This is a genomic window from Halopseudomonas salina (genome assembly GCF_008641105.1).
Genome location: NZ_VTTI01000012.1, coordinates 1 through 23,668, shown reverse-complemented (window position 1 = coordinate 23,668; position 23,668 = coordinate 1). Strand labels below are relative to the sequence as shown.

Genomic DNA, 23,668 nt, shown 5'->3' with positions numbered 1-23,668 from the left:
TTTCTATTCCTGGATAATTATTCCTGGATACTTCTACATTAGCCCATAAAACGCCCACAAAGTCGGAGCACATGACTTTGTCACCTCAGAAGGGCAACAGTTCCACACCGCCCGGTTCACCCCAAAGGGTCGGCAATACGCGGCGCAGAGCCTGCGGATCACCGCTGGACCAGAATTGGCAGGGCAGGGCCGGGCCAGCTGCCGTCATTTCCAATGTAGCCAAACGTGCCTGCAACTGCCTGGCTACGGCAGCTCCCGTGTCGATCAGGGTTATACCGGCTGGCAGCACAGACTGCAGCGCAGGCCGCACATAGGGATAATGCGTGCAGCCAAGGATCAGTGTGTCGCAACCAGCTGCCAGCAAAGGCCGAGTAAAGCCCCGCAACAGATCAAGAACACGGGGGCTGTCCAGCTCGCCCTGCTCAATGTACTCGACCAGCCCCGGGCACGGCTGGGTTATCACCCTGACCGAGCCGGCGAACCTGTCAAGCAATGCCGCGAAGCGAGCGCTCTGCAGGGTACCCGTGGTCGCCAGTACTCCTACGACGCCCGTACGGGTAGCCCGAGCCGCAGGCTTGACCGCCGGCTCCATGCCAATGATCGGAAGATCATGGCGCTCACGCAGGTCAGCGACCGCAGCCGCGGTCGCCGTATTGCAGGCAACCACCAGTGCCTTGGCGCCCCGGCCCAACAGAAACTGGGCGATGCTGCGACTGCGTTCGCGTATCTGCTCCGATGTTTTTTCGCCGTAGGGTACGTGACCGCTGTCAGCGACATACAAAAGCGATTCATCAGGCAAGGTCTGACGAATTTCCCGCAGCACCGAAAGCCCGCCTACTCCTGAATCGAACACTCCAATGGGCGCATTATTCATCAGCTACACCACCGCAGTGCCGCAGCAACTGCACGCAGGGTCGCGGCGCACTCGCATCTCACGGAAACGACTGCCAAGCGCATCCACCAGAAGCAAGCGCCCGATAAGAGGCTCACCGAATCCGGCAAGCAGCTTGAGCGCCTCCAGCGCCTGAAGACTACCGATAACGCCCACCAGAGGTCCAACCACGCCGGCCTCACTGCAACTCAGCGCTGTTTCTTCCCCGCTGCCGTACAGGCATTGGTAACAGGGGCTGTCCTCGCGCCGGGAGTCGAACACACTGAGCTGACCCTCGAGCCGGATCGCAGCACCCGAAACCAAAGGCCGGCGCAGGGCAACACAAGCAGCGTTCACTGCCTGTCGCGTAGCGAAGTTGTCACAGCAATCAATAACCAGATCGACACTGGATACGGCATCCACCAGCGCCTGTCCCGTCAGGGACCGCTCGAGCAGAACGGTTTCTACCCCTGGATTAAGCGCCTTAACGCGCTGCGCGGCCGATGACACCTTTGGTTGCCCGACACTGTCAGTCTGGTGGATGATCTGACGCTGCAGGTTGGTCAGGTCCACATGATCGTGGTCTGCCAATAGCAGGGTGCCCACGCCGGCAGCTGCGAGATATAACGCAACGGGCGCGCCCAGCCCCCCCAGACCGACGATCAGAACGCGACTATCGAGCAGGCGCTGCTGGCCGTCGATATCGATCTGCGCCAGCAATATCTGGCGGCTATAACGCAGCAATTGAAGATCATCCACCCCATTGCCCTCCACTGATACGTTGCTGGCCACCCAGATCCTGCCAGGAGCGGGTCTGCTGGAACCCGCGCCTGACCAGCAGCTCAACTACCGCATCAGCCTGCTGCCAACCGTGCTCGAGCAACAGCCAACCGCCGCTGTTCAGATGATTCGGAGCCTGCTGGACAATATGCCGGATGGCGTCCAGACCGTCAGCGCCACTCACCAGCGCAGTAGCGGGTTCGTAACGCACATCGCCACATTGCAGATGCGGGTCGTCGGTGCTGATGTAGGGCGGATTGGAGACGATCAGGTCAAAATGCTCGTACTCCAGCGCGGCAAACCAGTCACTGGTCTTGAGCTGTACATTGCCGAGTCCCAGACGCTGGCGATTGACCTCGGCCAATTCGACCGCTGCCGGCACCAGATCGGTCGCAGTAATCTCCCAGTCACCCCGTTCACTCGCCAACGCCAGCGCAACAGCCCCCGTACCCGTGCCCATGTCCAGTACCCGCGCCCTACCCTCAGGCCCGAGCTCCAGGGCCAGCTCCACCAGACGTTCGGTATCCGGTCGCGGAATCAAGGTGGCATCGCTGACCTGCAAATCCAGACTCCAGAAACCTTGCGCGCCCAGCAGGTAGGCCACAGGTTCACCGGCTCTGCGGCGCCTCATCAGCCGCTGGAACTGCTCAAGCTTCTGAGACTCGATCTCATATTCAGGCCAGGTACGCAGAAAAGTGCGAGGTTTGCCCAGCACATGGCCAAGCAGCAACTCGGCGTCCAGCGCCGGAGTGGGTGAGTCCGGCAGCTCGAGGCCTGCCAGTAACTGCGCCAGGGTCGGCATCAAACGTGTTCCAGGGCCGCCAGCTGGTCCGCCTGATATTCGCGCAGCAGTGGATCGATCACCTGATCGAGATTGCCCTGCACGACATCATCCAGGCTGTATAACGTCAGATTGATACGGTGATCAGTCACTCTTCCCTGGGGAAAATTGTAGGTGCGTATGCGCTCTGACCGGTCACCGGATCCAACCAACGAACGCCGCGTATCGGACATCTCCTTTTCCTGCGCTTCACGCTGCAGGTTATCCAGCTTTGCCTGCAGCAGACTCATGGCACGAGCCCGGTTCTTGTGCTGGGAGCGTTCTTCCTGACACTCGACCACAATCCCCGTGGGCAGGTGGGTCAGTCGAATGGCCGAATCGGTCTTGTTCACGTGCTGCCCGCCAGCACCCGAGGAGCGATAGGTATCCACCCGCAGGTCGCCGGCATTGATCTCGATCTGCGCCTGCTCATCGAGCTCCGGCATGATGGCAACGGTGCAGGCCGACGTATGAATCCGACCCTGGGATTCAGTTTCCGGCACACGCTGTACCCGATGCGCGCCAGACTCGAACTTGAGCCTTGAATACACGTTCTGGCCCTCGATCCGAGCAATTACTTCCTTGAAACCGCCGTGCTCGCCCTGGCTCTCGGAAAGAATCTCGACACGCCAGCCCTGACGCTCTGCGTATTTGCCATACATGCGGAACAGGTCACCGGCGAAAATCGCAGCTTCATCACCGCCAGCGCCTGCGCGAACCTCGAGAAATACGTTGCGTTCGTCATTGGGGTCCTTGGGTAGCAGCAGAAAGTTAAGCCGCTCTTCCAGTTCCTCCAGTTTATCCGCGCACAGAACCGCATCTTCTTCAGCCATCTCGCGCAGGTCCGGATCAGCATCCTTCAGCAGGCTGCGCGCCTCATCAAGATCCGCGCGCACTTTCTGCCAGTCGATATAGCAGTCGATGGTTTCGCCCAGCTCGGCATATTCCCGGGAATAGGCGCGGAAGCGTTTCTGATCGCTGATCACCTCTGCATCGCTGAGCAGCGCCGACAGCTCTTCGTGGCGCTCCTGCATGATATCCAGGCGGTTCAACAGGGAAGATTTCATGGTTCGCCTTGTATGGTAGTAACGTCGTCAAGCGCAAATAGTTCTTGCGCCAGCGCCAAAGCCTCGGCTCGACCCTCGGCGGTCATCTGCTTGAGCTGGACACTGGGGTCGTGAAGTAATTTGTTGGTCAATGCCCGGGCCATTTCCGCCATGACTACCGAGGGATCTGCGCCGCGCTCCAGCCGAGACTGAGCCTTGGCAAGTTCCTGGTCTCTAAGGGATTCAGCCTTCACCCGGTAACGGCGCAGTACATCGACCGCTGCAAGCGCACGTAAGCGCTGCATGAATTCGGCAGTACCCTGAACAATCATGCGTTCCGCCGCCTCGGCAGCATCCTGGCGCGATCGCATATTGTCTTCGATGACTTCGTGCAGATCGTCCACCGAATACAGATACACATCAGCCAGCGCGCCGACTTCCGGTTCGATATCCCGCGGCACGGCAATATCGACCATGAACATGGGTTTGCGCCGCCGCTGCTTGAGAGCGCGCTCCACGGCTCCCTTGCCAAGGATCGGCAAGGGACTGGCGGTAGAGCTGATGACGATATCGCACTGCGAGAGAAAGTCGGGTATCTGATTGAGCACGATCGCCTGACCACCCAGCGGACCGCTGAGCAGCTCGGCGCGCTCCAAGGTACGGTTGGCCACAATAATCCGCCCTACCCCCTGTTCAAACAGGTGTCTGGCCACCAGTGCAATGGTTTCTCCGGCACCAATCAGCAGGGCTGTACTGCGGCGCAAGTCGGAGAATATCTGCTTGGCCAGACTGACGGCAGCAAAGGCAACTGAAACCGGGTTTTCACCAATGGCCGTGTCGGTACGCACCTGCTTTGCGGTATTGAACGTGCTCTGAAACAGCCTGTCCAGATAGGGGCCCAGGGTTCCGGCGCTGCGTGCCGATTGCCAGGCATCTTTCATCTGCCCGAAAATCTGTGGCTCACCCAGCACCATCGAATCCAGTCCCGCCGCGACCCGCATCATGTGCGCCACGGCTTGCTCATCACTATGTTGATAGCTACAGGCCCGCAACTCTTCAACGGCTATGCAGTGGTAAGCCGCGAACCAGACCAGAATACCATCGACGTCGAGTTGATCCTGGGAACAATAGATCTCGGTACGATTGCAGGTTGAGAGAATGGCCACTTCCTGGGTGCCGGTCTCATCACGCAGGCGCTGCAGCGCACCGGATAGTTGGTCGGGCGCGAATGCCAGGCGCTCACGAACATCGACGGCGGCGGTTTTGTGATTTATCCCGAATGCGAGAAAGCCCATGGTGCCCTGTTTATCTGAACATAGTGCGCAATTGTCCTATGTATGCCAGTGCCGATCAATTCCCTTGACCCTGTGGGTTTGCAACAGATCCTGTGTCATGATGAATATCTTCGCCGAACACCATCAGAGTGCCCATGAGCGCAACCATCAAGGCTGTATTTCATCGACTGCCAATGCCCGGCGCACTGGTACTGGCTCTGGCGCTGGCCGGATGCGCCAGCACTGAGCGCGAGAGTCCGGCGCCCGCCATTGCCGCGCCACCGGCAGCAGAAACTGTGGAAGAACCCGTTGTCTACGGGCAGTTCACCCCCGACACGCTCTTCGACCTGATGGTCGCGGAAATCGCTGGCCAGCGGAATCGATACGATATCGCTCTGGACAACTATCTATCGCAGGCACGAAAAACACGTGATGCTGCCGTGGTGGAACGCGCGATGCGTGTGGCCGAGTTTCTTGGCGCCCATCAGCCTGCCCTGGAAATGGCTATGCTCTGGACCGAGGTCGACGGCAAGAACCCCGAGGCCTTCCGTGCTGCCGCTCTGCATCAGGCAAGAGCGGGCCAGCATGAGCTCGCTATGCAGTCCATGCAACAGGTTCTGAACATGCAGGGCGAAACCCATTTTGATTTTCTTGCCCTTGCCGCAGCACAGACCGACGACGCTACGCGCGCGGCGATGCTGGAAAGCATCGGTCAACTGCTGGAAAAAAACCCGCAAAATGCCCAGCTGGTATTCTCAAAGGCGCTGCTTTTGCAACAGGGTGGTGATGACGAGGCAGCACTGGCAGTGCTTGACCAACACCCCCAAGCCGCTACCGCTCCGCCGGCGCTCATGCTGCGCGCCCGCGTGCTGGCAGGAGATGGCCACAACCAGGACGCCATCGATATATTGCAGCAGGGACTGCTCGAACATCCTGGCGACACCCGTATGCGCTTGTTGCTCGCCCGACTGCTGGTTGCCACAGGCGACCTCGAAGCTGCCAGCAGCCAGTTTTCCACCCTGATAGAACAGAACCCCGGCGATAGTGACCTGTTGTTATCTCTGGCCCTGGTCCATCTGGAAAATAACCAGTTTACGCAGGCCGCCCGACACCTCGAACATCTCGTCGAGGCAGAACCAGAGAACGACACCGCCCTGTACCACCTGGGCATCGCCTATCGGGAGCTTGAGCGCAGTGACGCCGCACTGCGCGCATGGCTCCAGGTCCAGGCGGGACGCGAGTATCTCGGCTCTCGGCTGCTGACCAGCCAACTTCTGATGGAGCAGAAGAAGTACGAGGAGCTGGCGCAGATCATGCTCAACGAGCGGGCTTCCAATCCGGATATGGCGCTGCAACTCTATCTGATCGAGATCGAGACGCTGGCCGAAAAAGCGCCTGAAATTGCCCGAACCCGCGTTGATCAGGCACTTGAAACCTTCACGCTGGATGCCAGTCTTCTGTATGCCCGTGCCATGCTGGCCGAGAAAGCCGGTGATATTGTCGCGATGGAAACAGACCTGCGCCGTATTCTGCAGAACGAGCCAGACAACGCAATGGTGCTGAACGCCCTGGGTTACACCCTGGCCGACCGCAATGAAAAGCTCGATGAAGCATTACAACTCATTGAGCAGGCCGTAGCACTGGAGCCCGACGATCCGGCCATCATCGACAGCCTTGGCTGGGTACACTATCGACTGGGTAACCTTGATCTGGCTGAAACCTATCTACGCAAAGCCTATCTGCTATATCCCGATCATGAAGTTGCCGCCCATCTCGGCGAGGTTTTGTGGATGCGCGGCAAGCGAAAAGAAGCGCTGAAAATATGGGCTGAGGCGCTGCAGGACAACCCGCAGAGCCAACTTATCCGCTCTACCCGCCAACGTATGGAAGCCAACTGACATATGCATTTGCTGCGCCCCCTTCTACTGATCATTCTGAGCACTCTCCTGGCTGCCTGTAGCAGCCTGCATCAACGTGAAACACTCGATTTTGGTGGCGATGGCGCTGCCTGGCAGGCGCATCGCGCCACAGTCCTGCCGATTCAGAGCTGGACCTTGCACGGCAAGATCGGCTTACGCTCACCAGAGGAGTCAGGCAGCGGCACACTGACCTGGCTACAGCAGGAAGGGGCCTACGATATCCGCATTTCAGGCCCGCTGGGCCGAGGCGCCACCCGACTGCAGGGCAACGAGCTAGGCGTGACTCTCGACATGGCCGGCCAGCCGACGCTGCAGGCCCGCTCTGCCGAGGAACTCCTGGAACAACAGACCGGTTGGCGCCTCCCTGTGGAACATCTGCTGTGGTGGGTCCGCGGGCTGCCTGCACCTGACAGCGCCAGCCGCCTGCAACTGGATCCGCAAAGTCGCCTTGCACGCCTTGCCCAGGCAGGCTGGACGGTCGAGTACAGCCGTTACCAGGAGGTCGCTGGGCTGCAGTTACCTCAACGCCTGCAGATGTCAGCCGGTGACATCCTGCTGACCATGGTAGTAACCCAGTGGAATCTGCCAGCCCAACCATGAATCAGCTGCAGCCCCAAGCACTATTTACCAGCCAACTGAGCCTGCCGGCGCCAGCCAAGCTCAATCTGTTCCTGCACGTCACCGGGCGACGACCAGATGGCTACCACACACTGCAAACTGTCTTTCAGTTCATGGACAGATGCGACACCCTGCATTTCGGGCTCAGGGCAGACAGCAGCCTTGTCCTTCACAGCCCCCTGCCCGGCGTCGCGGCCGAGGACAACCTGATCATCCGCGCTGCACGCCTTCTTCAACAGGCCAGCCGCTGCAAACTGGGCGCAGATATCAGCCTCGACAAGTCCCTGCCCATGGGCGGCGGCCTGGGCGGCGGCAGCTCTGACGCGGCAACCACCCTTGTCGGTCTCAATCATCTGTGGCAAACCGGACTGACCCTGGAGCAACTGGCAGACCTGGGCCTGACCCTCGGTGCGGATGTGCCGGTATTCGTACTCGGCAAGGCTGCCTGGGCCGAAGGCGTTGGCGAAGAATTGACACCGGTAGCCCTGGAGGAGCCATGGTATGTCGTCGCCGTACCGGCCTGTCAGGTGAGTACTGCACAGATTTTTTCCGATGAGAGGTTGACGCGTGACACCCAGCCCATTACATTAGCGGCCTTCCGTGATGGCGGCGGTCATAATGATTGTCTCCCGGTAGCGGAAGCGTGTTATCCAGAAATACGTAACACGTTGATCTTGCTTAACAATTATTGTGAGGCTAAGATGACAGGAACTGGCAGTTGTGTGTTTGGGGCCTTCCCAAACGAACGTGAAGCTGATAAAGTTCGCGCCCGGTTGCCAGCCACTCTGCAAACCTTTGTTGCACGCGGTTGTAACGTTTCACCGTTACATCAGGCGCTCTTCAAAGAGGCGTAAAAAGGATGCAACCGAGCATCCGGACAGTTATTACAGGGGCGTAGCCAAGCGGTAAGGCAGCGGGTTTTGATCCCGCCATGCGTTGGTTCGAATCCAGCCGCCCCTGCCATTTTCTCCGGCAGCAATCATTACACCTTGAATCCGGTTGTGACTGGATCGAGTGCTTTAATGCATCCGACCCGCCAACGGTTTCAATCGCACCGACCACTACCCAAATAAGGTAATGCAGCGTGTCCAAGATGATGGTTTTCGCGGGGAACGCCAACCCCGATCTGGCACGACGCGTCGTGCGTCAATTGCACATTCCCCTGGGCGACGCCTCCGTCGGCCGGTTCAGCGACGGCGAAGTGACCGTCGAACTGAATGAGAACGTACGCGGCAAGGATGTATTCATCATCCAGCCCACCTGTGCACCGACCAACGACAATCTGATGGAACTGGTGATCATGGCCGATGCGCTGCGCCGCTCCTCGGCTTCGCGCGTCACCGCAGTCATGCCTTATTTCGGGTATGCACGCCAGGATCGTCGCCCACGCTCGGCCCGCGTTGCGATCAGCGCCAAAGTGGTTGCCGACATGCTCGACACCGTCGGAGTCGATCGCGTGCTCACGGTCGACCTGCACGCCGACCAGATCCAGGGCTTTTTCGACATTCCAGTAGATAACATCTACGGCTCCCCTGTTCTGGTAGATGACCTGATCGCCCAGCGGCACGACAATCTGATGATTGTGTCTCCGGACATCGGCGGCGTAGTCCGCGCCCGTGCGGTAGCCAAGCAGCTGAGCGTTGACCTGGCCATTATCGACAAGCGTCGTCCCAAGGCCAACCAGTCGGAAGTAATGCATATCATCGGTGACGTTGAAGGTCGCAATTGCATTCTGATCGACGACATGGTCGATACCGCCGGCACGCTGTGCCACGCGGCCACCGCCCTGAAGGACCACGGCGCAGCCAAGGTCTTTGCCTATGCCACGCATCCCGTGCTGTCGGGCAAGGCCATAGAAAACATCCTCAATTCCAAACTGGACGAGCTGGTGGTCACCAACACCATTCCGCTGTCAGGTCCGGCTGCTGCCTGTGACCGCATTCGCCAGTTGGATATGGCGCCGCTAATCGCCGAGGCGATGCGCCGCATTAGCAACGAAGAATCCATTAGCGCCATGTTCCGCTAGGAACGCGGCACTGGGTAAACATCCCGGTTGATAGCAACCGGGTTTATATCAATCATCCGATGCGCTGGTCGCAAGTGCCCGGATGTTCAGCAAGGAGACTAACTATGGTCGACTTCACATTAAGAGCGATAGCGCGTGACGATTTGGGGAAAGGTGCGAGCCGCCGCCTGCGTCGTAACGCCGATATGGTACCGGCAATCATCTATGGTGGTTCCAAGGCCCCCCAGAGCGTTTCCCTGGAAGCCCGCGAACTGAAAAAGGCGTTGGAAAACGAAGCGTTCTTCTCGCACGTCATCAAGGTCGATGTCGATGGCAAGAACAACAACGTGTTGATCAAGGCCCTCCAGCGTCATCCGGCAAAGGGTCACGTCATGCACGTCGACCTGCTGCGTGTGATCGCAGGCCATGAAGTAACCGTTCTGGTGCCGCTGCACTTCCTCAACGAGAAGAGCTGCGTTGGCGTCAAACAGGGTGGCGGGATCATCTCCCACACCATGACCGAAGTCGAAGTTCACTGTCTGCCCAAGGATCTGCCCGAGTTTATCGAGGTTGATATGGCAGAAGTCGAACTCAACGGCATCGTTCACCTGACCGATCTGAAGCTGCCCAAGGGTGTGAGCCTTACCGCTCTGGCTCAGGGCGCAGACCACGATCTGCCCGTTGCCAACGTTCATGCTCCTCGTGTAGCTGTTGACGACGAAGAAGCTGGCGAAGAAGCACCGAAGGATGAAGGCGAGGAATCAGCGGAGTAATTGACCGCTGAGACCCATAAGGGGCGCCCCGTTGTGACACAGGGAATCAAGTTGATCGTCGGTCTGGGAAATCCCGGACCTGAATATGAACTGACCCGTCACAACGCGGGCGCCCTTTTTGTTGCCCGTCTGGCAGACAAGCACAATGTGCAACTGCGCCAGGAGAGCAAGTTTTACGGCCTAACCGGCCGGCTGACCCTTGAGGGTCAGGATGTACGTCTACTGATCCCCACCACCTTCATGAACCGCAGTGGTCAGGCTGTTGCCGCACTAGCCGGTTTTTACCGTATTGAGCCGCAAGAGATTCTGGTTGCCCACGATGAACTCGATCTGCCCCCGGGCGTGGTCAAGTGCAAGCAGGGCGGCGGGACCGGCGGACATAACGGGTTGAAGGACATACTTGCCCGCATGGGCAATCAGAACACCTTTTATCGCCTGCGCCTTGGCATTGGCCACCCCGGCCACAGCTCGCAGGTGACCGGCTTTGTACTCGGCCGTGCGCCAAAAGCCGAACAGGAAGCCCTGGAAGCCTGCGTTGATGAAGCTATCCGCGAACTTCCAGGCATCATCAATGGCGACTGGACCAAGGTCATGCAGCGCCTGCACAGCTTCAAAGCCTGATCACACTATTCGCCGCCGTGCGGCAGAGGACACCAGTATGGGATTCAATTGCGGTATCGTCGGTCTGCCCAACGTAGGCAAATCCACCCTGTTCAATGCGCTGACCAAGTCAGGCATCGCCGCGGAGAACTTTCCGTTTTGTACGATCGAGCCTAACAGCGGCATCGTACCCATGCCTGATCCGCGTCTGGACGCCCTGGAAGCTATCGTCAAGCCGCAGAAGACCATCCCCACCACCATGGAGTTCGTGGACATCGCCGGCCTGGTAGCGGGCGCCTCCAAGGGCGAGGGGCTGGGCAACAAGTTCCTGGCCAACATCCGCGAAACTGATGCCATCGCCCACGTGGTGCGCTGCTTTGAAGATGAGAATGTGATTCACGTATCCAACAGCGTGGATCCTAAACGGGATATAGAGATCATTGATCTGGAACTGATCTTCGCTGACCTGGATAGCTGCGAGAAACAGCTGTACAAGGTCACCCGCAACGCCAAGGGCGGCGACAAGGATGCCGTTGCGCAGAAAGCGCTGCTGGAAAAACTCATCCCGCACTTCAGCGAAGGCAAGCCGGCCCGCTCGCTGCTCAAGAGCCTGAGCCCGGAAGAGAAGCAATTGGCCAGGAGCTTTCACCTGCTGACCAGCAAACCGGTCATGTACATCGCCAACGTTGCTGAAGACGGCTTCGAGAACAACCCGCACCTGGATGTGGTCAGTGCCATCGCCGCCGAGGAAGGCGCGCTGGTGGTCCCGGTCTGCAACAAGATCGAAGCCGAGATTGCCGAGCTCGACGATGGCGAGGAAAAGGAAATGTTCCTCGAGTCCCTTGGGCTCGAGGAGCCGGGGCTCAATCGCGTGATCCGTGCGGGTTACAGCCTCTTGGACCTGCAGACCTACTTCACCGCCGGCGTGAAGGAAGTCCGCGCCTGGACCGTCAAGGTCGGCGCGACCGCCCCGCAGTCCGCTGCCGCCATTCACACCGACTTCGAGAAAGGTTTCATCCGCGCCGAAGTGATCGCCTACGATGACTTCATCAAGTACAACGGCGAAGCAGGCGCCAAGGAGGCCGGAAAATGGCGTCTGGAAGGCAAGGAATATATAGTCAAGGACGGCGACGTGATGCATTTCCGCTTCAACGTCTGACTTTTCAATAGATATATCCGCCCCCCGCCTGCCATTGCAGCCGGGGGATTTTTTTGCCTGACAATAACGCACAGGAACTTCCTGGCGCGGAAAACGACTGAAAAAGGTATGAGTGCCGCGGTACAACCACGGACCTGACACTTTTCACGGAGAATCGAAGCGATGCAGTGGGATGCTTTCCTGGATCAGGAACTGCTCACAAACCTGGCCATAGTCACGGGCGTGACACTGACCATCTATCTGGTCCTGACGAGTGCGCTACGCATCATAAGCAGTCGCCTCTATGCCAAGGCCAGCCATTCGCACTCACGGTTTTACCGCATTGCCGCGAAGATGCTTAAACACACCAGCCGGCTCCTGGTTCTAGCGTTCGCGATATTGATGAGCCTCAAAGTGGTGGATCTGGGGCCCCGCTGGGAAGCCATCATGGCCCACGGATGGTTCATTGCACTGGCTTTCCAGATTGCCCTGTGGCTCGACATGGGCGTGCGCATGTGGACCGATAGCCTCACGCGTGATGGCAAGACCCGCAACCCTGTCACTACGACCATTTTTGGCATCATGATACGAATGGTCGTCTGGACCATGATGCTGTTATCCATATTGGCCAACCTCGGAGTCAACATTACCGCGCTGGTGGCCAGCCTGGGAGTGGGGGGGATTGCGATAGCGCTGGCGGTGCAAACCCTGCTCAGCGACATATTTGCCTCGATGTCTATCGGCATCGACAAACCCTTCGAAATTGGCGACTTTGTGGTATTCGACGACGTGGCGGGCAATATCGAGCATATCGGCTTGAAAACCACACGCATCCGTAGTTTGAGCGGCGAGCAGATCGTCTGTGGAAACTCCCAGTTGCTTGCCCGCACGCTGCACAACTACAAACGCATGAATACGCGGCGCATCGTCTTCACGTTCGGCATCAGTTACGACACCCCTGCTGCAAAAATAACCGAAGTTTCAGCTCTGGTTCGGCGCGTCATCGAGAAGGTAGAGAAGACTCATTTTGACCGTGCGCATTTTTTGTCCTTCTCGGAAAGCCAGCTGACCTTCGAGGTAGTGCACATCGTGCAAACCTCGGATTACAATCTGTACATGGATATTCAGCAGGAAATCAATCTGGGACTCCTCGAAGGGATGCGCGAACTGGATGTGCGTTTTGCCTTCCCGCGCCGCAGTGTCGAATTCAACGGCGGCCAGATTCCCGAAATCAAGGTCGCTGGTGTCGCCGGCAATTCTGGCGGCGGAGCAACCAGGGGCGATATATCCGGCAACTAGCTGCGGTACAGCAGCACTGGCACCGCTGGTAGCCCATGCCATACTGGGTGACAAAGCTATCAGGTGCCTCTAATCCAATGTCAAAACGCAATAAGTCCCTGACCGTCGGTTTGCTTTCGGCTGTCTTCATCTATTGCCTACTGGGCTTTCTGGTTCTGCCCGGAATTGCGCTGCATGTAGTTAACAGCCAACTGGAACAACGTGTCAGCGTGCCCACTCGGCTCGATAGTCTGGAGTTCAACCCTTTCAGTCTGGAACTGTCTCTGGGAGAACTGGAGATCGGTCAGCCCGGGAATCCGGTCCTGAGCTTCCAGCGGCTTTACGCCAACCTGGAGATCACCAGCCTGTGGCGCGGCGCGTTGGAGCTTGAGAGCCTCACCATTGAGCGGGCCTGGGTAGCTGCCACACTTCAGGAGTCCGGCGAGCTGAATTTGTCCCGACTGTTAAACAGACCAGAAGGGGCGCAGCAACTCGCTGATGAGGAAGCTGCAACGCCCTTTCCTGTTCGCATAGCCCACCTGAAATTGGTTGAAAGCCGTCTGTATTTTCAGGACCTGCAACCAACCAACGCGGTGCAGGCCCGCCTTGAGCGGATTAACATGGAAATCCGGCAGTTCAGCACATTGCCCGGCGAGCGCTCGGAGCTCCTTGTGAGCGCTGAAGGACCATCGAATTCACAACTGCAGGTTCAAGGCAGCATGGGCATGCTGCCCCTCAGCTCCGCTGGCACGCTGAGCATCGACGGACTGCCCCTCTCGCCCTTCTGGCCTTATGTGCGCGACCAGATTGACCTTGCACTGCAGGACGGTGTGCTCAGCACCCGTTTTGATTATCAAATGGATTTGGCGCAAGACCTCAGCGTGAATCTTGATAAAGCCAGCGCGACCCTGTCGGCATTCGATATTACTTCTCCCCAGGGCGACTCCCTGGCAAGACTGTCACACCTGCATATCGATGACGCCTCCCTCGATCTGGCCGCGCGCTCCATACGTGTAGGTACCGTACGCAGCCGACAACTGGAAGCCTGGATAAGTCGGGCAGAGAACGGCAAGGTAAACTGGCAAGCGATACTTCCCGCCGCGCAAGATAACTCACAACCGGAGCAGCAAGCCGCCTGGCAAATTCGTCTGCCCGATGTTCAATTGCGCGAATACCGTGTCAATCTCACCGACAGGCAGCCAGACTCACCCCTCGATCTGACGCTCAGCTCTTTGGAGCTGGACCTTACCGGGTTTGACAGTGCCACCAGTGCCCCCTTCGGCCTGAGCGTCAAAACGCAGATCAACGAAGAAGGTTTCCTTAGCGCAAAGGGACAGGCCAGTCTGGAGCCGATCAGCCTGGATCTTCAGGTCGCGGCCCAGAACCTGGCATTAGCTCAGGCCCAGACTTATCTGGATCCTTTCGTTCGTATAGATATTCGCGATGGCAAACTCAACACCACAGCCCACGTCCAGCTCGAGGCACTCGACCCGCTGGCATTGCACGTGGACGCCAAAGCAGACATTACCGATCTTCACATAGTTGATTCCCTGGAAAATCGTGATCTGGTTCGCTGGGAAAGCCTGAGTCTTGACGGTATCGTCTACCGCGATAACAGTCTGTCCGTGGAGCAGGCCCAGTTACTGAAACCCTATGCACGCATCATCATCAATCAGGATCTGTCGACCAACATTGGTAACCTGGTAATCGAGCAACCCGTCGATGATAACCAGACCGATCAAGCCCCAATGGCCATTCGCATTGGTGCGGTAGGCATAGAAAAGGGCTCCTTGAATTTCGCTGATTTCAGCCTGCAACCCAATGTTGCACTCACCGTGGAGGAGCTGACCGGCCGGATCGGCACGCTGGACAATCAGAATACTGATCCCGCAGAGCTCAATCTGAGCGGCCAGGTCGACCGTTACGCTCCCGTACAGGTCCAGGGCACCCTTACCCCCTTCGATCCTCTCAACAGTCTAGATGTCCAGGCCAGCTTCAAGGATATCGAGCTCACCACATTGAGCCCCTATGCCAGAAAGTTTGCCGGGTACCGCATCCGTAAAGGGCGACTTGATCTGGACCTGCACTACCAGATCAACGCTGGCAATCTGGAAGCAGACAACCAGGTACTTTTGCGTGACCTGCAACTGGGCGAACGAGTCGATAGCCCCAATGCTGTGGATCTGCCTATACGCCTGGCTGTAGCGTTGTTGAAGGATGGCAAGGGCAATATCAATATCACGCTGCCGGTGCAGGGCGATCTGAGCAACCCGGACTTCGATATCATGCCGGTGATCTGGCAAAGCCTCGGGAACCTGCTTTCACGCGCCGCCACCGCGCCCTTCCGTTTTATCGCCAACCTGTTTGGTGGTGATGATGCCGACCTCAGCCACGTGCTTTTTGCACCGGGGGCGGCAGCACTTGATGCGCAAGCCAGAAAACAACTCGATACCCTGGCCAGCGCACTGAATGATCGACCAGCCCTGCGACTAGAGGTTGAAGGTATGAGTTCGCCCGCGGAGGACGGCCTGCTGGTTGCGCAACAACGCCTCGACCGGGAGCTCAACCGCCGCTGGAAGAAAGCTGTGGATCAAGGTCAGGCCGAGCCCTCCGCTACCCAGAGCGGAGTGCCACAAGAAGCGATAGCCGGGCTGCTGGGAGGCATATACCAGGAGCGAACAAAAAAAGAGGTCCCTGCAGAGTGGTCAGAGCTGGACGCCCAGGCAAGAAACGAGCGTATGCGCAATGCCATCCTTGAGACCTGGCAGGGCAGTGAAGCCCTACTCAGACGCCTCGCACAGGAGCGCAACGAGAGCATCAAGGCTTACCTGGTCGACAATGCCGGTTTGTCGGCCCAGCGCGTGCAACTTCTGGACGTGGGCGTTGAGGCAGTTGCCGATAACGGTGAAGTACCCACAACCCTGCACCTGAGCGCCGAATAGGCGCCCAGGGCTCTTACTCGCTTGAAAGTTAACCGGTTGATAAGACAGGCAAATAAATCTCGCCGAGTGCTTGACTTTAGACCCGCGCAACTGAATAATGCGCAGCCTCGGATGGCTACATAGCTCAGTTGGTTAGAGCACAGCATTCATAATGCTGGGGTCCCTGGTTCAAGTCCAGGTGTAGCCACCAACCTTTTCAAGGACTTAGCTTCGGCTAGGCCCTTTTTTATGCCCGCATGAATGACTACAGACGCAATAATAATTCCTGCTCGATTCTCTGCGTCGTTTCGCCACCCATCTCGGCGATAGATATTTCTGCCAGCAGACGCTCCACCGCACCCTCAAGCTGATCAGCCAGCGCTCCGGCATGCCAGTGGTAGCGCAGCAACAGCGCAGAACTGAGTATCGCTGCAAGCGGATTGGCTTTGCCTGTCCCCGCGATATCCGGAGCGCTGCCGTGTACCGGTTCAGCGAGCGCAATACCCTGCCCCCAGTTGAGCGACGGTGCCATGCCCAGGCCCCCGGACCAATGGCTGGCCAGATCTGACAATATATCGCCGAACAGATTGGTGGTTACCAGTAGATCAAATTCCTCAGGGCATTCGATCAGCTGCAATGCGGCAACATCCACCAACCGCTCGTCGACTATGTCCCGGAGCCCAGCTTCTTCCAGTACTCGTCGGCAACTGTCACGAAACAGGCCACAGGTCAGGGGCAATACATTAGCCTTGTGCACCAGCGTAACGCGCCTGCTTGTGCGCAGCACTGCCACTTCGACCGCCCGGCGGGCGATATCTTCACTGGCCTGCCTGCTGATATGGGCTTCCGCGATCGCCAGGTTGCCAGACTGCTGCATGTACTCACGGCCGATATATAGCCCTTCGCTGTTTTCGCGCAGAATCAACAAATCGACATCGGAGCGCGGAGAAATCCGGGGCCAACTGCGGACCGGTCGCAGGTTCACGTTCAGTTGCAGACTTTGCCGCAACGCCAGAATGGCGCTGCGATAGCCCTCTACCTGCCAAGATGGCGAGGATACGGCCCCGAAGAGCCCCGCGCCGCATTCGCGCATCTGTTGCAGGGTCGTTTCGGGCACTGACGTCCCCTGGCGCCGAAAACACTCCCAGCCGGCCTCGGCCTCTGTCACTTCAAGCCCAGGGAGTAATTTTTCCAGTACTCTGACAGCCGAAGGAACCACTTCCTGCCCGATGCCATCGCCGGGAATAACACAGAGTCGCATCATCTCTTCCGGATCTCCCAGGTGGCCAGCAGCAAGCCGAGGAAAGTCAGGCTGCCGCCCACAAGATGGTACCAGCGCAAAACCTCTCCGAGCAGGAGCACCCCGAGTAGCGCAGTAAAAACCGGCATGAGGTAGCTGAACAGGGAGGCGGTCCCCGGCCCGAGCACCTTCACCCCATTGTTCCAGGCCATATAGGCCACCAACGACGCCATGACTGCAGTATAGGCAATCGCCCCCAGGGTATGCAGGGTCAGGGGCATCGCGCCTGTATAGCTGAATTCCCATAAGTAAAAGGGCAACAGCATCGGCACGCCACACAACAGCATGGCCGCCAACTGAACGAAACCTGGAACCGGCAGCATCCACCTTCGCAGCAACACGGAATAAAGTCCCCAGGCAAGCACCGCGACGACCATGATCAGATCGCCCGGATTGAACTGCAGCCCGAGCAGCGACTGTGGATCCCCACGACCAAGAATCACAAGCAAACCACAAAAAGACAGCATTGCCCCACACACTGTCGCACGGCTAGGCCATTCGCGAAGGATAATCAGGGTCCAGATGAAAGCGGCAACGGGCAGCCCTGTATTGACCAGGGTAATGTTGATCGCCGTGGTGCTCTGCGCGGCGAGGTACAGCAGCGTGTTGTATGTCGAAATGCTCAGCCCCGCGAGAACCAGTACCTGCCAACGATGGGCCATCAGGATGCGACGGTGGCGCCAGAGACCGACTGCGGTAAAAGGTAGCAACAACAAGAGCGCCGTGGTCCAGCGCCAGAAAGACAGCCCCACGGGAGGCAGTAGCCCGGCACTTGCGCGGGCTATGAGGGCATTGCCGGCCCAAGCCAGGGTGCCCACCACCAGTCCGGCCATAGCCAGATAGCGTGGACTTACATTCAAGGAGGACTCAGCCGATACTGTTCGGGGATCTGCTCGGGACTGTCGACTGTTACATCGAGATCTTTCAGGTGTCCGTCCTTGATGCCATAAATGAAACCATGAACGGTCAGTGGCTGCCCACGATGCCAGGCGTTCTGAACAATACTGGTATGACTGACGTTGCCGACCTGGCGGATCACGTTCAGTTCGCACATACGATCGACCTGCTCTTCCTCATTGGCGATGAGTTTTAGGGTATTGCGTTTTTCATAATAGAGATCGCGAATCGAGCGCAGCCAGCCATCGCTGAGGCCGAGCTGATCATTGCGCATTGCCGCCTTTACCCCACCGCAGCCATAGTGCCCAGTCACGATGATATGTTTGACCTTCAATACGTCCACTGCAAACTGCATGACCGACAGGCAGTTGAGGTCAGTATGCAAGACCACATTGGCGATATTGCGATGTACAAATAGCTCGCCGGGCAGCAAGCCAACAATCTCATTGGCGGGCACCCTTGAATCCGCACAGCCGATCCACAGATACTCCGGCGCCTGCTGTCTGGCAAGCTTGGTAAAGAACGCAGGATCCTCCTCTTTAATCGCCTCGGCCCACTGGCGGTTATTGGCAAACAGTTGTTGCAGATCGTTCATGGTTAGTCCCTGTAAAGTAATCGTCCTGGTCAATCGACGAGGGAGTACGCCATTACCAGGGCATCTTCCCTGCCGCTGGCGGCGGGATAATAATTGGGACGCCTGCCTAGCTCGTTGAAGCCAAAACGCTCGTAAAGCCGCGACGCTGAGAGGTTCGATGCTCTGACCTCGAGAAAGGTCACCTCGGCGCCCTGCTCACGCGCCCGGTCGATGATGAATTCAAGCAAGGCCGCACCGAGACCGGCTTTCTGAGCCTGTGGGTGGATGGTGATGTTCAGCAGATGCGATTCATCTCCGGCAACTGACAGCACAGTATGACCGACCTGCTTATCGCCACGAAATAAAAGCCAGCATTCGTAGCCGGGCTTGATGCAATCGAGAAAGATACCGCGGGTCCAGGGATGGCTGAATGCAGCAAGCTCGACCTCCAAAACCGCGTCCACATCCTCAGGCAACATCGGCTGATAGCGCAACTCGCTCATTACGCCTCTACCCAGCGCGGCATCACACGTTTCAGCAGTTGCCATAATCTGGCTTTCTCCTCTGGCTCGCGCAAAATGATTTCGAGGCCCGGCGCAAACCACCCGCTACCGAGCTCTTCCAGCGCTTCTTCGCGCCCCTTGAGCGCGCCTGCTTCTTCTGGATCGCCGGAGGCCAACAACCCCGTCATAGCGCCGAAGCAACCGATGGATTTCACCTGCTGCAGCTCAAGGCGTGCCTGCATGAAGACTTGCAGTGCTTCACTGGCCGCCTGGGCGCTGCGTGCTACCTGCGGATTGCGACTCAGCGGCCAGCGGAAATCAGCCAGAAGCTTAGGCGCTGCTGGCAATCTCGCTGCGCGCAGAATATCGCACAATAAATTGTGCTCGGGGGTCCCTTTCTCCAGTCCAGGATCGGAAATCTCGACCAACAAGGCGCAAGGTCCAGCAACCCATAACTGCATATAAAATGGAGCAACAGCTCGACCGGTTTGCTCTATCTGGGTTGGCGCGACGGTGGCTTGCAGTGGTGCTGGCGTCAGAGCTTTGGCTGGCAATTCTTGTCTGGATGCCTTGGCAGCTGTCTGCTCCCTGCGTTGCTGCACGAGTCTGGCAGAGGGAGACTCAACTGCGACAGCCAGCGTATCGCTTGTTACCGGCGAGCTCGAAGTCTCTTGCCTGCTATCGGAAACAACCGGATTAGCTGGCGCTGCGTGCTGACCGGGCAATAAAAGCTCGGGCTCCGGCTCAGGAGACAGACGCATGGCAGCATGAGCCAAGGGCCGGCGCGGTACCCAGCCCGTAACACCAACTGCCTGCAGGTAGGCTAGACGCTGCGACTCTCGCATTACACGTCAGCAGCTTGCGGATGCGCGCGATACGCACCCTCACGCATCAGATTCAGCGCGTTGATGTAGGCCTTGGCAGATGCCACCACGATGTCAGTGTCCGCTCCATTTCCGTTGACAATTCGACCCGCCTTCTCCAAACGCACGGTCACCTCTCCCTGAGAGTCGGTACCCTGGGTAATGGCATTTACCGAATACAGTTGCAGGACAGAATCAGAATGTACAATCTGTTCTATTGCCTTGAAGGTTGCGTCTACGGGCCCGGAACCAGGAGCCGTTGCCTCGGTCTCCTGGCCCTCGATACTCAGCACAACGCGGGCCTGTGGAATCTCGCCCATACGCGAAGCCACCTCCAGATACACCAGCTTGGTGTGCTCGACTACCTCAGTCAGGGTTTCCGAAACCAGGGCCTGGAGATCCTCATCAAAGATTTCATGCTTCTTGTCTGCCAGCTCCTTGAACCGGGCGAAGGCAATGTTCAGGTCGGCCTCGCTCCCAAGCTCGATACCCAATTCCTGCAACCTGGAGCGAAACGCATTGCGACCTGACAACTTGCCCAGAGACAGTCGGTTGGTATGCCAACCAACGGACTGCGCACTCATGATTTCATAGGTTTCACGATGTTTGAGCACGCCGTCCTGGTGGATGCCGGATTCATGGGCAAAAGCGTTGGCGCCGACAATAGCTTTGTTAGGCTGTACAGCAAAACCGGTAATCCCGGAGACCAGCCGCGATGCACTGAGAATATTTTCGGTGATAATGCCGGTATGTACACCCAGCACATCCTCGCGGGTCTTGATCGCCATCACGATCTCTTCGAGAGCGGCATTGCCTGCCCGCTCGCCGAGACCATTGATGGTGCACTCAACCTGACGAGCTCCAGCGTTAACCGCTGCGAGCGAGTTAGCCACCGCCAGCCCGAGATCATTGTGGCAATGCACCGAAAATACCGCCTTGTCGGCGTTGGGCACGCGCTGAATGATCTGACCGATCATCTCGCCAAACTGATGAGGGATCGCATAGCCAACGGTATCGGGAATGTTGATAGTCCGCGCACCTGCGTCGATGGCGGCTTCAATAATACGGCACAAAAAATCCAGCTCCGAGCGACCGGCATCCTCACAGGAAAATTCCACGTCTGCGCATAGGTTACGGGCACGCTTGACCGCTCTGACTGCCTGCTCGACAACCTGATCAGGCTCCAGCCGCAGTTTGTGTTGCATATGAATCGGGCTTGTTGCGATAAACGTATGTATACGCCCACTATTCGCGCCCGCCAACGCTTCGGCAGCTCTATCGATATCTGCGTCCATAGCCCGCGACAGACTGCAGACAGTGCTGTCGCGGATCGTATCGGCAATCTGCTTTACGGCTGCAAAATCACCCGGGCTGGCAATGGCAAAACCTGCCTCGATAACATCCACACCAAGCTTTTCCAGGGCACGGGCGATGCGCAACTTTTCATCTTTGGTCATCGATGCGCCAGGGCTCTGTTCCCCATCACGCAATGTTGTGTCAAATATGATGACGCGATCATTGTTCATCGGCTGTTTCCTATGTGCTTGTTACCTGAGAGAGAGGTGCTCAGTCTGCTGCTCGTTGAGCACCTCTCTGCCAAAACTGTTGTTCATAGGCATACTATAACGCATAGGCTGCCCGGCTGGCTTCGCTGGCGGTGAACATGTTTGAAGAGCAAGGGTTCGCTTATAGCGACACAACACCACAACAACTGCCTGTTTTCAGCATCATTTCCTGGGGCTAAGCTGAGAGTACGAAATACAAAAACAACAGCCAAAGGTACCCTGCATATGTTCGATCGTCATTTCCAGGTATGGCCTGACCAGGTCCCTCATAAACTGGAGCTTCCCTCTACCAGCGTGTTCCATAACCTGACAGTTTCTGCCCTGCGTTATGGGGACCATCCTGCTATCCACTACTACGGTACCGATATTACTTACGCCCGCTTCTTGCAGGAGGCTGAAGCACTGGCCGGCCACCTGCGACAGGCTGGAGTAAAAAAGGGTGATCGTGTGCTGCTGTATATGCAGAACAGCCCGCAGTACATCATCGGTTTTTTCGCAATACTGCGCGCCAACGCAGTGGTAGTTCCTGTCAACCCGATGAACCGTAGCGCCGAGCTGGAATACCTGATCGCTGATACACAGGCTCCCGTAGCACTCTGTGCGCAGGAGCTACTGGAAAATATCGCCCCCCATCTTGGCGTCGGCCATCTGCGTGAGATCGTGGTAACAGCTTATTCGCAATACGTAACCGAGCCGACAAACCTAGATTTACCCGAGGCAGTTCGCGAGCCCCTTGCCCAGCACAACCTTTCCGGTGTTACACCATGGCAGGCGGCGTTGAGTGCCGGTGTTGCGCCAGGTGATTTGACCGTAGGCCCGGATGATCTATGTGTTATCCCCTACAGTTCCGGCACAACGGGTAACCCCAAGGGCTGTGCACATACCCACCACAGCGTGATGGCGACAGCAGTCTACGGAGCGGTATGGACCAACGCTCAACATGACATCGTACATTTGGTATCGGTGCCCATGTTTCATGTTACCGGCATGCAATCATGCATGAACAGCACACTCTATGCCGGTGGCACCCTTGTCGTCATGACCCGCTGGGATCGCAAGGTAGCTGCCCAGCTTATTCAACGCTGCAAGGTTAATACCTGGCGGAATATATCTACGATGGTTGTGGACATGCTCTCGGATCCGGAGATCGACCAGTACGATATAAGCTCTCTCACCAGTATTGGCGGAGGTGGCGCAGCCATGCCTGCTGCAGTTGCAGCCAAGCTCGCTAACAAAACCGGTCTGGTTTATATGGAAGGATATGGCCTGTCAGAAACCATGGCGCCCACCCACGTCAATCCACCCCAGGCAAGCAAGGCTCAATGCCTCGGTATACCTATCATCGGTGTTGACTCACGGGTCATCAATGTAGATACGCTGGAAGAGGTCGAGCCAGGCGTAACAGGTGAGATCATCATGCGTGGGGAACAGATTTTCCAGGGTTACTGGAACCGTCCTGATGCAACGGAGGAAGCATTCGTTGAGGTAGACGGGCACCGTTTCTTCCGTTCAGGCGATCTGGGCTACTACGACGAAGAGGGTTATTTCTTCCTGGTAGATCGCGTCAAACGCATGATTAATGCCTCAGGTTACAAGGTATGGCCTGCCGAGGTGGAATCATTGATGTACGCTCATCCGGCGATCCGTGAAGTCTGTATTGTATCGACCCCACATCCACGTCGCGGTGAAACGGTAAAAGCTTTCGTGGTGTTATCTGCCGGCAATGAAAAAACCACCGCCGAAGACATCATGACTTGGTGCCAGGAAAATATGGCGGCCTACAAGTGTCCGGTAGTAATCGAGTTCACCGATAGCATTCCGAAATCACCCACTGGCAAGATCATGTGGCGGCTATTGCAGGAAGAGGAATGGAAGGACACGCAGTAGCTGCAAGCTGCAAGCTGCAAGCTGCAAGCTGCAAGC

Annotated in this window: 21 protein-coding genes and 2 tRNA genes; 12 read left to right on the top strand and 11 right to left on the bottom strand. The window is 57.5% G+C overall.

The window, feature by feature from the left end:
* Positions 1-85: 85 nt before the first annotated feature.
* From murI to hemA, 5 genes are read right to left on the bottom strand one after another with little or no spacing between them, the layout of a single operon-like run.
* Positions 86-874, bottom strand: coding sequence for a glutamate racemase (gene murI, locus FZF01_RS16395; protein ID WP_373286456.1), 789 nt, complete (start codon positions 872-874; stop codon positions 86-88).
* 3 nt (positions 875-877) lie between these two features.
* Entirely contained in the window at positions 878-1,630 is a 753-nt protein-coding gene (locus FZF01_RS16390) for a molybdopterin-synthase adenylyltransferase MoeB (RefSeq protein ID WP_150279265.1), read from the bottom strand.
* Positions 1,623-2,453 carry a peptide chain release factor N(5)-glutamine methyltransferase gene (prmC, locus tag FZF01_RS16385; RefSeq protein WP_150279155.1) on the bottom strand — a complete coding sequence of 277 codons (831 nt, stop codon included), beginning with the start codon at positions 2,451-2,453 and terminating at the stop codon, positions 1,623-1,625. The genes FZF01_RS16390 and prmC overlap by 8 nt, the downstream gene beginning before the upstream one ends.
* Positions 2,453-3,538, bottom strand: coding sequence for a peptide chain release factor 1 (gene prfA / locus FZF01_RS16380; RefSeq protein WP_150279154.1), 1,086 nt, complete (start codon positions 3,536-3,538; stop codon positions 2,453-2,455). The genes prmC and prfA overlap by 1 nt, the downstream gene beginning before the upstream one ends.
* Positions 3,535-4,812: a glutamyl-tRNA reductase gene (gene hemA, locus FZF01_RS16375; protein ID WP_150279153.1), complete on the bottom strand. Its 1,278-nt coding sequence runs from the start codon at positions 4,810-4,812 to the stop codon at positions 3,535-3,537. Before hemA ends, prfA begins: the two co-directional genes overlap by 4 nt.
* 134 nt (positions 4,813-4,946) lie before the next feature.
* Here hemA and FZF01_RS16370 point away from each other — a divergent pair, with 134 nt between their 5' ends.
* The 11 genes from FZF01_RS16370 (at position 4,947) to FZF01_RS16320 (ending at position 16,254) form a co-directional block, all read left to right on the top strand.
* Positions 4,947-6,689, top strand: coding sequence for a tetratricopeptide repeat protein (locus FZF01_RS16370; RefSeq protein WP_223825546.1), 1,743 nt, complete (start codon positions 4,947-4,949; stop codon positions 6,687-6,689).
* A gap of 3 nt (positions 6,690-6,692) precedes the next feature.
* Positions 6,693-7,310 carry a lipoprotein insertase outer membrane protein LolB gene (gene lolB, locus FZF01_RS16365; protein ID WP_150279152.1) on the top strand — a complete coding sequence of 206 codons (618 nt, stop codon included), beginning with the start codon at positions 6,693-6,695 and terminating at the stop codon, positions 7,308-7,310.
* Positions 7,307-8,182: a 4-(cytidine 5'-diphospho)-2-C-methyl-D-erythritol kinase gene (gene ispE / locus FZF01_RS16360; protein WP_150279151.1), complete on the top strand. Its 876-nt coding sequence runs from the start codon at positions 7,307-7,309 to the stop codon at positions 8,180-8,182. The genes lolB and ispE overlap by 4 nt, the downstream gene beginning before the upstream one ends.
* A 34-nt stretch (positions 8,183-8,216) precedes the next feature.
* A tRNA-Gln gene (locus FZF01_RS16355) sits at positions 8,217-8,291 on the top strand.
* A 121-nt stretch (positions 8,292-8,412) separates the two neighbouring features.
* On the top strand, positions 8,413-9,354 hold the full coding sequence (locus FZF01_RS16350) for a ribose-phosphate pyrophosphokinase (protein WP_150279150.1): 942 nt from the start codon (positions 8,413-8,415) through the stop codon (positions 9,352-9,354).
* 104 nt (positions 9,355-9,458) lie between these two features.
* The gene (locus FZF01_RS16345) at positions 9,459-10,106 is read left to right on the top strand and encodes a 50S ribosomal protein L25/general stress protein Ctc (RefSeq protein ID WP_150279149.1); all 648 of its coding nucleotides are present in this window, start codon (positions 9,459-9,461) and stop codon (positions 10,104-10,106) included.
* 33 nt (positions 10,107-10,139) lie between these two features.
* Positions 10,140-10,727 carry an aminoacyl-tRNA hydrolase gene (pth, locus tag FZF01_RS16340; protein WP_223825545.1) on the top strand — a complete coding sequence of 196 codons (588 nt, stop codon included), beginning with the start codon at positions 10,140-10,142 and terminating at the stop codon, positions 10,725-10,727.
* Positions 10,728-10,764: 37 nt separating this feature from the next.
* On the top strand, positions 10,765-11,865 hold the full coding sequence (ychF, locus tag FZF01_RS16335) for a redox-regulated ATPase YchF (RefSeq protein WP_150279148.1): 1,101 nt from the start codon (positions 10,765-10,767) through the stop codon (positions 11,863-11,865).
* Between the two features lie 162 nt (positions 11,866-12,027).
* The gene (locus FZF01_RS16330) at positions 12,028-13,143 is read left to right on the top strand and encodes a mechanosensitive ion channel family protein (RefSeq protein WP_150279147.1); all 1,116 of its coding nucleotides are present in this window, start codon (positions 12,028-12,030) and stop codon (positions 13,141-13,143) included.
* A gap of 77 nt (positions 13,144-13,220) precedes the next feature.
* Complete coding sequence (locus FZF01_RS16325; protein WP_188434489.1) at positions 13,221-16,064, top strand: DUF748 domain-containing protein; 2,844 nt, start codon at positions 13,221-13,223, stop codon at positions 16,062-16,064.
* A gap of 113 nt (positions 16,065-16,177) precedes the next feature.
* Positions 16,178-16,254, top strand: a tRNA-Met gene (locus FZF01_RS16320).
* Between the two features lie 54 nt (positions 16,255-16,308).
* Here FZF01_RS16320 and FZF01_RS16315 read toward each other — a convergent pair.
* Genes FZF01_RS16315 through FZF01_RS16290 form a run of 6 tightly spaced genes read right to left on the bottom strand, consistent with a single transcriptional unit; the run spans position 16,309 to position 21,706 of the window.
* A complete protein-coding gene (locus FZF01_RS16315) occupies positions 16,309-17,307 on the bottom strand; it encodes an isocitrate/isopropylmalate dehydrogenase family protein (RefSeq protein ID WP_188434490.1) in 999 nt (332 codons plus the stop codon).
* Complete coding sequence (locus FZF01_RS16310; RefSeq protein WP_150279261.1) at positions 17,304-18,176, bottom strand: DMT family transporter; 873 nt, start codon at positions 18,174-18,176, stop codon at positions 17,304-17,306. Before FZF01_RS16310 ends, FZF01_RS16315 begins: the two co-directional genes overlap by 4 nt.
* 23 nt (positions 18,177-18,199) lie before the next feature.
* The gene (gene can, locus FZF01_RS16305; RefSeq protein WP_150279145.1) at positions 18,200-18,835 is read right to left on the bottom strand and encodes a carbonate dehydratase; all 636 of its coding nucleotides are present in this window, start codon (positions 18,833-18,835) and stop codon (positions 18,200-18,202) included.
* A gap of 29 nt (positions 18,836-18,864) precedes the next feature.
* Complete coding sequence (rimI, locus tag FZF01_RS16300) at positions 18,865-19,317, bottom strand: ribosomal protein S18-alanine N-acetyltransferase (protein WP_150279144.1); 453 nt, start codon at positions 19,315-19,317, stop codon at positions 18,865-18,867.
* A complete protein-coding gene (locus FZF01_RS16295) occupies positions 19,317-20,162 on the bottom strand; it encodes a hypothetical protein (protein WP_150279143.1) in 846 nt (281 codons plus the stop codon). The genes rimI and FZF01_RS16295 overlap by 1 nt, the downstream gene beginning before the upstream one ends.
* Positions 20,162-21,706, bottom strand: a complete 1,545-nt coding sequence (locus tag FZF01_RS16290; protein WP_150279142.1) for a 2-isopropylmalate synthase — start codon at positions 21,704-21,706, stop codon at positions 20,162-20,164. Before FZF01_RS16290 ends, FZF01_RS16295 begins: the two co-directional genes overlap by 1 nt.
* Positions 21,707-21,970: 264 nt before the next feature.
* Between FZF01_RS16290 and FZF01_RS16285 the strand changes: the two genes are divergently transcribed.
* The gene (locus FZF01_RS16285) at positions 21,971-23,632 is read left to right on the top strand and encodes a long-chain-fatty-acid--CoA ligase (RefSeq protein ID WP_150279141.1); all 1,662 of its coding nucleotides are present in this window, start codon (positions 21,971-21,973) and stop codon (positions 23,630-23,632) included.
* Positions 23,633-23,668 lie beyond the last annotated feature (36 nt).